This is a genomic window from Kitasatospora sp. MAP5-34 (genome assembly GCF_029894335.1).
Lineage (GTDB): Bacteria > Actinomycetota > Actinomycetes > Streptomycetales > Streptomycetaceae > Kitasatospora.
Window position 1 is genome coordinate 41295 of sequence record NZ_JARXZC010000007.1, and the last position, 12080, is coordinate 53374.

The 12080-nt window shown below is 70.7% G+C and carries 13 protein-coding genes, 1 tRNA gene and 1 other RNA gene; 7 read left to right on the forward strand and 8 right to left on the reverse strand.

What is annotated here, in order from left to right; translation table 11 throughout:
* Positions 1-64 precede the first annotated feature (64 nt).
* Positions 65-2269 carry a DNA polymerase III subunit gamma and tau gene (locus tag P3T29_RS09230; RefSeq protein ID WP_280715819.1) on the reverse strand — a complete coding sequence of 735 codons (2205 nt, stop codon included), beginning with the start codon at positions 2267-2269 and terminating at the stop codon, positions 65-67.
* Between the two features lie 69 nt (positions 2270-2338).
* Positions 2339-2429, reverse strand: an RNA gene (gene ffs, locus P3T29_RS09235) — signal recognition particle sRNA small type.
* A 132-nt stretch (positions 2430-2561) separates the two neighbouring features.
* Here ffs and P3T29_RS09240 point away from each other — a divergent pair.
* Positions 2562-2646, forward strand: a tRNA-Ser gene (locus tag P3T29_RS09240).
* Positions 2647-2943: 297 nt separating this feature from the next.
* Here P3T29_RS09240 and P3T29_RS09245 read toward each other — a convergent pair.
* Together P3T29_RS09245 and P3T29_RS09250 are read right to left on the reverse strand one after the other, a co-directional pair.
* Complete coding sequence (locus tag P3T29_RS09245; protein WP_280715820.1) at positions 2944-3261, reverse strand: hypothetical protein; 318 nt, start codon at positions 3259-3261, stop codon at positions 2944-2946.
* Between the two features lie 232 nt (positions 3262-3493).
* Positions 3494-4696: a serine hydrolase domain-containing protein gene (locus tag P3T29_RS09250; protein ID WP_280715821.1), complete on the reverse strand. Its 1203-nt coding sequence runs from the start codon at positions 4694-4696 to the stop codon at positions 3494-3496.
* Positions 4697-4836: 140 nt separating this feature from the next.
* Between P3T29_RS09250 and P3T29_RS09255 the strand changes: the two genes are divergently transcribed.
* Both P3T29_RS09255 and P3T29_RS09260 read left to right on the forward strand, forming a co-directional pair.
* A complete protein-coding gene (locus P3T29_RS09255; protein WP_280715822.1) occupies positions 4837-6078 on the forward strand; it encodes a histidine kinase in 1242 nt (413 codons plus the stop codon).
* Positions 6079-6101: 23 nt separating this feature from the next.
* A complete protein-coding gene (locus P3T29_RS09260; protein WP_280715927.1) occupies positions 6102-6782 on the forward strand; it encodes a response regulator transcription factor in 681 nt (226 codons plus the stop codon).
* A gap of 281 nt (positions 6783-7063) precedes the next feature.
* Here the strand turns inward: P3T29_RS09260 and P3T29_RS09265 are convergent, their stop codons facing one another.
* A complete protein-coding gene (locus tag P3T29_RS09265) occupies positions 7064-7954 on the reverse strand; it encodes an alpha/beta hydrolase (protein WP_280715823.1) in 891 nt (296 codons plus the stop codon).
* Positions 7951-8604 carry a CatB-related O-acetyltransferase gene (locus P3T29_RS09270; protein ID WP_280715824.1) on the reverse strand — a complete coding sequence of 218 codons (654 nt, stop codon included), beginning with the start codon at positions 8602-8604 and terminating at the stop codon, positions 7951-7953. Before P3T29_RS09270 ends, P3T29_RS09265 begins: the two co-directional genes overlap by 4 nt.
* Positions 8605-8710: 106 nt before the next feature.
* Here P3T29_RS09270 and P3T29_RS09275 point away from each other — a divergent pair, with 106 nt between their 5' ends.
* The 4 genes from P3T29_RS09275 (at position 8711) to P3T29_RS09290 (ending at position 10970) form a co-directional block, all read left to right on the forward strand.
* Positions 8711-9343, forward strand: coding sequence for a TetR/AcrR family transcriptional regulator (locus tag P3T29_RS09275; protein WP_280715825.1), 633 nt, complete (start codon positions 8711-8713; stop codon positions 9341-9343).
* A gap of 390 nt (positions 9344-9733) precedes the next feature.
* Complete coding sequence (locus P3T29_RS09280) at positions 9734-9949, forward strand: type II toxin-antitoxin system VapB family antitoxin (RefSeq protein ID WP_280715826.1); 216 nt, start codon at positions 9734-9736, stop codon at positions 9947-9949.
* Entirely contained in the window at positions 9946-10368 is a 423-nt protein-coding gene (locus P3T29_RS09285) for a PIN domain nuclease (protein WP_280715827.1), read from the forward strand. The genes P3T29_RS09280 and P3T29_RS09285 overlap by 4 nt, the downstream gene beginning before the upstream one ends.
* Positions 10369-10637: 269 nt before the next feature.
* The gene (locus P3T29_RS09290; RefSeq protein ID WP_280715828.1) at positions 10638-10970 is read left to right on the forward strand and encodes a helix-turn-helix transcriptional regulator; all 333 of its coding nucleotides are present in this window, start codon (positions 10638-10640) and stop codon (positions 10968-10970) included.
* Positions 10971-11243: 273 nt separating this feature from the next.
* On the opposite strand, the gene P3T29_RS09295 is transcribed toward P3T29_RS09290, so the two are convergent.
* Together P3T29_RS09295 and P3T29_RS09300 are read right to left on the reverse strand one after the other, a co-directional pair.
* A complete protein-coding gene (locus tag P3T29_RS09295) occupies positions 11244-11657 on the reverse strand; it encodes a DNA-binding protein (protein WP_280715829.1) in 414 nt (137 codons plus the stop codon).
* Positions 11639-11923 carry a hypothetical protein gene (locus P3T29_RS09300; RefSeq protein ID WP_280715830.1) on the reverse strand — a complete coding sequence of 95 codons (285 nt, stop codon included), beginning with the start codon at positions 11921-11923 and terminating at the stop codon, positions 11639-11641. Before P3T29_RS09300 ends, P3T29_RS09295 begins: the two co-directional genes overlap by 19 nt.
* Positions 11924-12080: the final 157 nt, after the last annotated feature.

Genomic DNA, 12080 nt, shown 5'->3' on the forward strand with positions numbered 1-12080 from the left:
CTTCCGCCTCAGCACTTTCGCCTCACCCGCTCCGACTCAGCCGCTCCGACTCCCCCGTCGGGCATCACCTGTTGTGGTGGATTTCTTCGAGTACGGTCGCGCCGAGCTCACGCACGATCAGCTCCTGACCGGAGAACGCGGCCTCCTGCGGGCTCAGCTCCACTCCCGCGTCCTCGGGGAAGTCGTCCTCGGGAGCGACCGCGACGGACGGGGCCGGCGGGGCGACCGACTGCTGAGGCTGCTGAGACTGGACGGGCTGCTGGGGTTGCTGAGGCTGCGCGGGCGGTTGCTGCGGTTGCTGCGGCTGCTGAGCCTGCGGCTGCACCCGTGTCTGTGCCTGTGTCTGCGCCTGTGGGACGGGCGCCGGGGCAGGAACAACCTGCTCGGGCTGGAACGCCGGAGCCGACCTGGGCGCCTGCGCGACACCGCCGCCGCCTCCCCAACCGCCGCCTGCGCCCGCGCTACCGCTACCGCTCCCGCTCGACGGCGGCGTGGCCGTGGCCGTGCTTCCGCCACCCGAAGGATCGACGATGCACTCGACCCGCCAGTCCACGCCGAGCGCGTCGGACAGCGCCTGCTTCAGCACGTCGTCGCTGTTGCTGCTGACGAAGCTGTCGCGGGCACCCGCGTTGATGAACGAGACCTGGAGCGTGCTGCCGTCGAACCCCGCGACCTGCCCGTTCTGGCTGAGCAGGATCCAGGTGAAGCGCCGACGGTTCTTCACCGCCTCCAGAATCTGCGGCCAGTGCTGCCGTACCTGGCCCGCCCCCTGCTGCGCGGACGCGGACGGCTGCCCCGCCGTCGACTGCGGAACGACGGCGACCGGAGTGGGCACCGGAGCAGCCGGTACGGGCGCGGGCGCCTGGGGCGCGGCGGCACCGGCCGGCGGGAAGCTGCGCGGGATCGGCCAGGCGCCCGGCGCGGGCGCGGCGGCTGCAGCGGGCGCGGGCGGCTGCGCCTGCGCTGGTGCCTGCGCCTGCGCCTGCGCCTGCGCTGCCTGAATCGTCGGAGCCGCCGGAGCCGGGGCAGCGACGGGAGCCGGCGCGGGAGCCGTCATCGGCGGCGCGGCGGCAACCCCGACAGCGGCGACCGGGGCCGCGAAGCCGCCCGCCGACGCGCGCCGCTCCAGCTTGTCCACCCGGGCCAGCAGCGACAGCTCGTCGTCGTACGCGCCGGGCAGCATCACCCGGGCGCAGATCAGCTCCAGCTGCAGCCGGGGCGCGGCGTTGCCGCGCATCTCCGTCAGCCCGGTGTTGGCAATGTCGGCGGCCCGGCTCAGTTCGGCCGCGCCGAAGCCGTCGGCCTGCGCCTGCATGATCGCGACCCGGTCCGCCGGAGCGTCGATCAGGCCCTTCTCACCCGCGTCGGGAACGGTCGCCAGGATGACCAGGTCCCGCAGCCGCTCCAGCAGGTCCGTGACGAAGCGCCGGGGATCGTGCCCGCCCTCCACCACGCGGTCGATGACCTGGAAGACCGTCGCACCATCGCGTACGGCGAAGGCGTCCACGACCTCGTCCAGCAGCGCCGAGTCGGTGTAGCCGAGCAGCGAGGTGGCCATCTGATAGGTGACGCCGCCCTCGTCGGCGCCCGCGAGCAACTGGTCCATCACCGACATCGAGTCACGTACCGAACCCGCGCCCGAGCGCACCACCAGCGGGAACACCGAGTCCTCGACCTGGATCTGCTCCCGTCCGCAGACGTCCGCGAGGTAGTCGCGCAGGGTGCCGGGCGGGACCAGCCGGAAGGGGTAGTGGTGCGTACGGGAGCGGATCGTCCCGATCACCTTCTCCGGCTCCGTGGTCGCGAAGATGAACTTGAGGTGCTCCGGCGGCTCCTCGACCACCTTCAGCAGCGCGTTGAAGCCGGCCGAGGTGACCATGTGCGCCTCGTCCAGAATGAAGATCTTGTACCGGCTGTGGACGGGCGCGAAGAACGCCCGCTCACGCAGCTCACGCGCGTCGTCCACACCACCGTGCGAGGCGGCGTCGATCTCGATCACGTCGATCGAACCGGGACCGCCCGTCGCCAGGTCACGGCACGACTGGCACTCACCGCACGGTGTCGGTGTCGGGCCCTCGGCACAGTTGAGGCACCGGGCCAGGATGCGGGCGCTCGTCGTCTTGCCGCAGCCGCGCGGGCCACTGAAGAGGTAGGCGTGGTTGACCCTGTTGTTGCGCAGGGCCTGCTGGAGCGGAGCGGTCACGTGCTCCTGCCCGATGACCTCGGCGAAAGTCTCGGGGCGATAGCGGCGGTACAGGGCTAGGGACACGCCACCGACGATATCGGGACACACGGACAAACGCGTCGCCCTGCCGCCCCCGGCCCTCCCTGGGAACGCAAAGACCCCCCGTGCACCCGCCAGAGCCCTCCTACCCTTGCTGCCTTCCGGCCCTGGGGGAGTTCAGAGAGATAACGCCACACGAGGGGCTGCCCCCAACACTACCCGATCCCGGCCCCACCCCGTACCGCCGCCCCACCTCGACGATCCTTAGGCATCCACCCGCGACCACCTGCAGATAGGTGGTCGCGAGCACCCCCAAACATGTACTAAGCTCTCCCACGGAGGATTCGCCTAGTGGCCTAGGGCGCACGCTTGGAAAGCGTGTTGGGGGCAACCCCTCACGAGTTCGAATCTCGTATCCTCCGCACCCGCCCGCCAGGGCAGACGAAGGACCCGACCGCACTGCGGCCGGGTCCTTCGTCGTTGTGTGGTTGCAGTTTTGCAGGCGAGCATCCCGATGGGCAGGACCACGACGGGGCCGACCACCGATTCGTCTGACTTCTCGGACCCGTCGCGGCCCGCGCGCGGGCGCGTGAAGAGGGTGAGCACGATGGCCAGGACGACGAAGAGAGCTGCGGTCAGCGCGAGCGGCCACGGCATCGACAGTCCGCTCAGCGTGCCGACCAGGGCGAAGACCCCGGCCGAGGCGGCGCTGGCGCCGGTCAGCATCGTGCCGGACCCCACGGCTCGGGCGGGCCGGGCAGATCGCGTCGTGCCGACGTCGCCCGCTTGACGGCGGGCAGCCGGTACCGTCGCCACCCGGATGGCGAGCACGATGGGGTCGGCGGCGCCGCCGCCAGTCGTTGGGACAGGCTGCGCAGGCGGGCGGCCACGACCTCCGCGCTCGGCGGACGCTCACCCGCCGCCTTGGCGAGCAGCTCCAGCACCTCGAGCCCGTCCGGAATGCCGGGGCGCAGCACACTTGGCGCAGCGGGGGTCGCGGTCACGTGCCGGTGGAGCACCGCGACGGCGTCGCCCAAGAAGGGCGGCCACCCTGTCAGGAGCGCGTAGAGAAGGCAGCCGAGGGCCTAGACGTCGGCGGGCTCACCGACGGTCCGGTCGCCGCCGGCCTGCTCAGGCGCCATGTAGGCAGGTGTGCCGATCACACTCCCGGCAGTGGTCAGGGCTGGGCGCCAGCCGTCCAGGTGGCTGGCGATTCCGAAGTCGACGACCGTGACCCTGGCGAGCCGGGCCCGGGCGGGGTGGCGTGCCTCAGCCGCACAGGGCCCTGTCCACGGCGTCCTTCACGTGCTGCGTGGCCGCCTCGTCCGTCGGGATGGTGGTGACCGCGACGTTGGCGGCGCGGCCGTCGTCGGTGACACCGCCCCGGGTCTCGTACCCCGGGATGTCGCCGCCGTGGCCCCAGTAGACGCCGCCGCAGGACAGCGGCCTGCTCGTGAGCCCCAGCCCGTAGCGGAGGCCGGGGTGGCCAGTGGGGACGGTCGTGCGCATCTCGGCGAGCTGGGCCGCCGGGAGGAGGCGGCCGGCGAGGAGCGCGGTGAAGAAGCTGTTGAGGTCGGAGTTGGTGGAGATCAACTGGCCTGCGGCCCAGCCTGCGGAGGGGTCCAGCTCCGTGAAGTCGCGCAGCGGTCCGTCCGCCGGGTTGCGGTGGTAGCCCTGAGGGTGCGGCTCTCGGATGGTCGTCTCGCCGGGGGCGGGGAAGTAGGTGTGGCGCAGCCCGATCCGCTTGATGATGCGCCGGTCCATCTCCTCGGCGAGGGGGCGGCCGGTGACCTTCTGGACGATCAGGCCGGCCAGGACGTAGTTGGTGTTGCTGTACCCCCACTTCGCCCCCGGAGCCGCGTCGGCCTTGTAACGGAGGGCGATGTCGAGCAGCTCGCGGGGCTCGAAGTACCGGTTCCTGATCTCGTCGTCGTCGAGGTGGATGCCGTAGTCGGGGAGTCCGCTGGTGTGCTGGAGGAGCTGGCGGACGGTGATGCGCCGCCCGTCGATCCCCTCTCCGCGGACGAGGCCGGGCAGGTAGGTGTCGACGGAGGCGTCCAGGCCGATCTTCCCTTCGCCGACCAGTTGCAGGACCACGACCGCCGTGAACGCCTTGGTGTTGCTGCCGATCCGTACCTGGCCGTCCCTGGGCACCTTCGAGCCGGTGGTCAGGTCGCCGACTCCTGCGGTGTAGGTGCGGGTGCGGCCGTTCCGGTCCCGGACGCTCGCCAGCGCGGCGGGCATCCCGTCGTCGCGCACCAGCGTGTTCAGGGCCTGCTGGACGGCGTCCGGCCTGGCGGCGGCAGCAGCGGAGGCGGCTGCGGAATCAGAGGCGGAGGCGGCGGGCGGGGCGAGGGCGCCCAGCGTCATGACGCCGATGGCCACCGCGGCGGCGGCCGACACGGCTCGTCGCCGCCTGCCACCCTGCTGCCTGGTCGAGGAACGAAGGCCCTGCCGGATCTGAGCACGCATCAGTCAACTCCTGGGGAATCGTTTGGTCTGGGCACGATCCTGGTTTCCAGGGCCCTCTGACCGCATCGCGGGAAGGCGGGAGAAATCGCTCCCCCGATCGGGGGAGGCTGCCGGTGGGCTGCCCGGCGATACTGGCGACCATGATCAGGGGAATCCGGCCGCTGCTGCGCGGCTCCACGTATTCGGGTGTGCTGTTCGCCTACTGCGGTGCGCTGGCGAGCCTTCCGCTGCTGCCTCTCGCCCTGTTGCCGGCGCTGTCGTGGCGATCCGCTCCCGAGAGCGTGCAGATCGTCCTGGTGCTGCTGGTCTGGGCGGTACTGGTCGGCGTGGTCGGACTGGCGCGCCCCGTACGGCGGGCGCTGGTCGTGTCCGCCCGCCGGCTGCTGCGGGTGCCGCTGCCGAATCCGGTGGCCGGTCGCCGGACCTCTGGTTCACTCGGCCTCGACCGCTGGCGGACCCCGATCTGGCTGGTGCTGCACGTGGCTGTCGGATGGACGGGGGCGCTGGCGAGCGGGGTGCTGTTCATCATGGGCCTCTCCCTGCCGGGGAACTGGCTCGGTGGCGAGGCGCGGGCGAGTCTGTTCGGCACATCGGTCCGGGTGTCGGGCGGGTGGAGCTGGGTGATGGCGGCCGCGTGCATCCTGCTGGCGGTGGCCGTCTGCGTACTCGTGACGAAGGCCCTGCGGTGGTCGGCGCCACGGCTGTTGGGCCCGTCGGCGGCCGAGCGGCTCGCGCTGGCTGCCGAGCGGGAGCTGCTGCTGGCCGAACGCAACCGGATCGCTCACGAGTTGCACGACTCGATCGGGCACACGCTGACGGCGGCCACCATCCAGGCGGCGGTGGCGGGCGAGGTGCTTTCCGCCGACCCGGCGGCGGCGCGGGCTGCCATGCGCAGCATCGAGGAGTCGGCCCGGGCCGCGCTGGAGGACCTGGACTACGTACTCGGAGTGCTGCGCGAGGAACAGTCAGGAACAGCGCCGACCCGGACCCTGGCCGACCTCCCCGAGCTGCTGGACCGTCTGCGGCACGCGGGGGCAGTGGTGGAACCGGCCCTGTCGGGCGAGCTGGCGCAGGTGCAGGGGACGCTCTCCCGGGCGGCGTACCGGATCCTCCAGGAGGGGCTGACGAACGCGCTGCGCCACGGGGCGGGCGGCCCGATCGAGGTCCGGGTGGCGGCCGGGCCGGACGGACTGGATCTCACCGTGGTCAACCGGACCGGAGCACGGACGGGCCCGGGCCCGGGTGCCTTCCCGACCTCCGGCCACGGTCTGCCCGGACTGGCCGAGCGCGTCCGGCTGCTGCACGGTGAGTTCCAGGCCGGCCCGGACGGGACGCAGCACTGGCGGCTGGCCGTCCGGCTGCCGGTACGGGTCTCGGCGTGAGTGGATCCGACGCGGGCGAAGGCATGGCCCCGCTCGCCGTCACCGGCCCCGCCGTCACCCTCCTGATCGCGGACGACGACGAGGTGACACGCAGCGGCCTGCGCATGCTGCTCGCCGCGCAGCCGGGGATCACGGTGGTCGGCGAGGCCGCCGACGGCGTCGAGGCGGTCGAACGGGCGCAGAGCCTGCGGCCGGACGTGGTCCTGATGGACGTCCGGATGCCGCGTCGCAACGGGATCGAGGCCACCCGCCAACTGCTGGCCGAAGCGGCCGACCCGCCGAAGGTCGTGGTGATCACCACCTTCGAGAATGACGGCTACGTCACCGCCGCCCTCAGCGCGGGCGCCAGCGGCTTCGTCCTCAAGCGGCTTCCGGTCCGCCAGATCGCCGAAGCGGTCCGGGTGGTGGCGGCGGGCGAAGCGGTCCTCTTTCCGGCCGCACTGGGCCGCATGGTCGCCGCCCGCCCGCTGGGCTCCGCCGAGGCCCTGCCGCAGGCCGCCCTGACCGGCCGGGAGGAGGAAGTGCTGCGGTTGATGGCCACCGGCCTCTCCAATCCGGAGATCGCGGAGTCCCTCACGGTGAGGCTGGAGACGGTCAAGACCCACGTCGGAAACGTGCTGGCCAAGCTCGGCGCGCAGAACCGGACCCACGCGGTGGTGATCGCGTACGAGTCCGGCCTGGTGGTCCCGGGCTTCGCCGGCTGACCATTCCGAACGGCACCCAACCGCGACGGCTACAAGGCGATCCCAGCTACGTCCTGGTTGCAGTTCTGGTTGCATTCACCCCCGTCCAGCACCGTTCGGAGCCCATCTGGCGGGCCACTCCGCCGCAGGTCAGGACGCTTGCGGACGCCGCCGGACAGCCGGACGAACAGTTGGAAAGCGTGTTGGGGGCAACCCCTCACGAGTTCGAATCCCGTATCCTCCGCCGACAGAAGGCCCGGACCGCGTCGCGCGGCCCGGGCCTTCGTCGTCTTGGCCTCAGCTCAGCTTCGGTCTCGTTCACGGCCGGACTGCTTCACGAACTCCCGGATCAGCACAGCGACCCGGACCGGCGCGTCGAGATGGACCATGTGTCCGGCCGACTTCAGTCGGGCCACTCCGACGCGATCCGGCAGCGCCGCGAGCTCCGCTCCGATCCCGAGCACCAGCGCCTCGTTCAACTCTCTGATGTGCTGCGGGAGATGTCCGAGGTCCGGCATCCGCTCGCCTGCGACCAGCAGCACCGGCACGCGGAGGCCGCGCACCTCCGCGAACAGGTCGTAGCCATCCAACGGGGCCATCAGCGCGGGCAGCTCGCCAGGAAGCGGACGCCCTGCGGAGCGCCTCACACGCGCCACCTCGCGCTCCGCGTCCCACCCGAAGCGCTCGGCCGTCGCCCGTGCCCGCGCCTCCAGTTGCCCCGGATCCGTGACGGCCGGGGCGCTGGCGAAGAGAGCGATCTGCTCTGCTCGGCGCTCCCCCACCTGCTGGGGCGTCAACCCGGGGTACGACGCGGGCATCCCGCCGCCGAAGCCGTCGAGGTCCACCACGCCAGCACACTCCCGCGACGCCGCGTACCGCACGGCGATCATGCCGCCCAGCGAGTGTCCGACCAGCCAGGGCCTGCGCAGGCCCAGCCCGTGGATCACGGCGTCCACGTCGCCCAGATGGTCGTCCCATGTGTACGACGACGCCAGCGCCGAGCGTCCGTGTCCGCGCAGGTCCATGGCGACCAACCGCAGGCCGGGCAGGTGCGGCAGGACCGGCCCCCAGTCGAGCGCCGTGCGGTTCGCGCCGTGGAGGAGCAGCACGTCAGGCCCGTCGCCGCCGTGATCGAGGACGGCGAGCCCGTCGATCCGCTGCTCCGCCGTCACACGGTGACCCAGTTCCGTCACGCGGCGACCTCCTTCGCGATCCGTTCGATCTCGGCGGGCGTGCCCGCCATGATGGTGCGCAGGTGCTCGGTGACCAGGCCGACCGGCCAGTCCCACCACGCCGCTCGGAGCAGCCGCTGGATGTCGGCGTCCTCGTAGCGGCGACGGATCGGGCGGGCGGGGTTGCCGCCGACCACGGCGTACGGCTCGACATCGGCGGTGACCACCGCGCCGGCCGCGACGACCGCACCGTCGCCGATCCGCACGCCCGGCATGATCAGCGCCTGGTAACCGATCCAGACGTCGTTGCCGAGCACGGTGTCGCCCCGACTGGGCATGCCGGTGACCAGGTCGAGGGTCCGTTCGGTCCAACTGCCGCCGAACATGGTGAACGGGAAGGTGGAGACGCCCATGGCAGGGTGGGCGGCGCCCGCCATCAGGAAGCGCGTGCCGGCGGCGATCGCGCAGTATTTGCCGATCACCAGCCGCTCGGGACCGTAGCCGTAGAGTACGTTGCGGCGTTCGAAGTCCGTCGCGCCGTCGGGGTCGTCGTAGTACGTGTACTCGCCGACCTCGATCCGCGGGTCGGCGACCAGCGGGCGGAGCAGGACCACCCGGTCGTGGCCAGGGAGCGGGTGCAGGGCTTCGGGGTTCGGTATCGACGCGGTCATGAGGGGGTCCTTCCTGCATCATAACGTCTAACGCGACGCTGGTCGCCTTAGTATCCTGGCGGCACCAGCTACCCGCGCGCAAGCCCTAATGCGACTGGAGTCGACTTTGCCTGAGAACCTGGAGGCCACGCAGGCCGCGACGGCAGGCACCAGGCCCGGCGGCCGAAGTGCCCGAGTCAGGGCCGACATGGTCACCGCGACCCTCGCCGAGCTGACGGAGAAGGGGTACGACCAACTCACGGTCGAGGCGATCTGCCACCGCGCCGGCGTCCACAAAGCCACCGCGTACCGGCGCTGGGGCGGCGTCGACGGCCTGATCGCCGGCGCACTCGCCCTCTCCGCCGATCAACCCTGGCCGATCCCCGACACCGGAAACGTGGACGACGACGTCGAACTGCTGGCTCGCGAGGTGTACATCACCTTCACCGACCGCGACCTGCGCACCACCCCGACCGCTCTTATCGGCGCGGCCCTCCGCTCCGACCTCGGGGCGGCGGCACTCGGCGCCTTCTTCGCGGCCCGGCATCAGCAGGCCGCCGAAGTCGTGACCCGCGCGATTGGACGGGGCCAACTCCCCTTCGGCGTCGACCCGGTGGAGCTGGTCCGAGCCACCACCGCACCGCTCTACCACCGCCTCTTCATCACCGGCGAGCCCCTCGACGAACGGGCTGCCCACCGCGCGGCGGCCGCCGCCCTGCTCGCCGCCCGCGCCGGCCTGTTCGACGCGGCAGTGCGCTGACCGCTCGGGGCGGTCCGGTGAAGTCGCGCCGAACGCGGCCCAGGAGCGAGGTCGACCTCCGGGTCGCGGCGGGCGAACGCTCGGAGCCGACGAGATGGCCTTGGTCGCGTCGTGGTCTCAGTTGGGGTCTTGGGACTCAGGCAGCGCCTTCGTCGGGGTCTCCCGCCCCAGGTCCAGCCCCGCCCCGCGCGCCCCACCAGTCGGAACCCGCCTTGCGCCCGCAGTTCACCGGGAAACGTCCACTCTCCCTAACTGCCGAAGCCCTCCCATACCAGCGCACAGCACCCTCCACCTCCTTGCCCTCCGCCGACGACATTCACCGGTGCCTTCCTCCCGTGATGCAGAGAGGGATATACTTACAACGCGAGTTGATATCAGGAGGTGTACCGCATGAGCCGGACCGTGATCGACCTGGACGACGAGTTGCTCGCCGACGTGGCGCAGGCTCTGGGCACCAGCACCAAGAAGGAGACGGTCAACACCGCCCTTCGCGAGGTGCTGGAGAACAGACGGCGAGCGCTCGCCCTCACACGGCTGCGCGCTGCGGCCGATGCCGGGGCCTTCGACCTTGAGATCTTCGACGACAAGAGGAACTACCGTCGGTGAACGCGGCACAGTTCCTGATCGACACCAGCGCGCTCGCGCGATTCATGCGCGGCGACGCCGAGCAGTACGGCTGGGACCAGGCCGCAGCAGCTGGCCTGATCGCAACCTGCCCCATCACCGAACTTGAGTTCTTCTACAGCGCGCGGACAGCCGCCGACCGCGCTCAGGGGATCGAGGACATGCGGCTGCTGTTCGGTTGGGTACCGGTCGATGACCGAGCCTACGATCGCGCCTGGCAGGTCCAGCAGTTGCTGACCAGACGAGGCCAGCATCGCAGCGCCGGAGCCGTCGACCTGATCGTCGCCGCCACAGCCGAACTGCAGGGCCTGACCCTCCTGCACCGGGACCGCGACTTCGAGTGCATCGCGAACGTCACCGGACAGGCCCTCCAGTGGTACGGGCCGGAGTCGGGCAAATGAATCATGCTCGGTCCAGTCCATGACCGGAAGAGGGCCCTGATCCTGTGACGACGCGCCCGTGAGACGGCAGAACACGGCGCACTGTGGTTGCAGTTCTGGTTGCATTCACCTCCGTCCGGCACTGTCCGAAGCCGGGCAAGCCAGCCGCTCCACCGCGGGTCAGGACGCTTTCGGCTGCTCCCGGACAGCCGGACGAACAGTTGGAAAGCGACCGAACGCCACACCGCGCACGACGAGTTCATCCGCACTATCAGGAAGGGAGAAGCCCGATGAGCCACACTCGCTGGAAGCTCGCCCGCGAGCGCGCGATCACCGAAGGCCAGAACGAGCCGCCCGAGGTCGAAGCCATGCGCGCAGAGATCCGCATGGCCTTCGACCTCGGGCAGGCGGTCTACGACCGCCGGACAGCGCTGGGCATCTCCCAGACGGAACTCGCCAAGCGGGCCAACATGACCCAGCCCCAGATCTCGAAACTCGAGCTCGGCGGAACCGTCCCCACGCTGCCGCTGCTGGCCCGCCTCGCCAAGGCACTGGACGCATCACTGAACATCGCCCTGGATGGCGACACCTCCACCGTCGCCTTCACACCGCACACCGCCTGATCCCACGAGCAGCGGGGAGAGCCCGATGTAGTTCTCGGGGTCCGCCAGATGGGCAAGCACAGCGGCGGGCGTCGCCGCGATGTCGTAGCTGAGGCTCAGTTCGATGCTGGGCACGTCCAACTCCCCTGTCCGGTCCGGGTCCGGCCATCATCGTGGACCGGGAACGATCAGTGGATGGTCGCACCGTCCTGCTGGCTCCGCCAGGCCATCGCCGGAAGCTCCTCCAGCCGCCTCAGCCGCTATATTCATCAAGCCAGCAAGCCGAGGCTGGTGTCAGACAGCCACGAGCCGAACGCGATCACCGCAGAGCTTGGTCATGTCGTCGATGTCGGATGTCAGCAGGACGACCGGTCGCTGCTGTCGCAGCGCCATCTCGGCTACTGCCGCGTCGATCGCGTACTTGTGGCCATGAAGCCCAGCGGCGATCAACATCGCGCTGGCCGCTCGAGCCTCCTCGTCACCCACCTGCACAATCCGCAGACCGGAGAGAATCCATCGGAGCCCGGCCTGGTCGGTACGGCTGTGCACGGCTTCGATGATGGTCAGAGCACTGATCACCACCTCCATGCCCCGCTTCCGGGCCTCCGCGACCAGCGCGACGGCAGGCTCGTGGTCGCCCAGCAGCTTGGACAGACCCTCGGAGTCGAGCACCAGTGTGCCCTCGTGACTCAGCTTGCGACGGGCCATCCGCCCTCCTCGGCGAACACCTCGTCAAAGACCTGACGGGCCCGATCCTGCTCCGTCGCCGAGATCGGCCCCTTGCGACGTTCATAGTCGGCCAGGTACTCGTCCAGGATCTGACCGCGCAGCTCCCGCTCGACGGCTGCGGTGATGAACGCGGAGAACTCGCGCTTGCCCACTCGTTGGCGGATGGCCTCGGCCGTACCTTCGGGCAGGGAGAGGCTGACCCTGGTGGCCGGCCCCTCTCCGATGCTGTAGGGCATCTCAGTCATGGAGCCAGATTATCAAAGAAGTAGGAATATGGCCCATGGTCCGGACTGCCGCTCGACATGGTTGCAGTTCTGGTTGCATTCACCCTGGTCCAGCGCCGTTCAGAGGCCGATCACAGAACCGCTCCGCCGCAGGTCAAGACGTCTGCGGCTGCCCCCG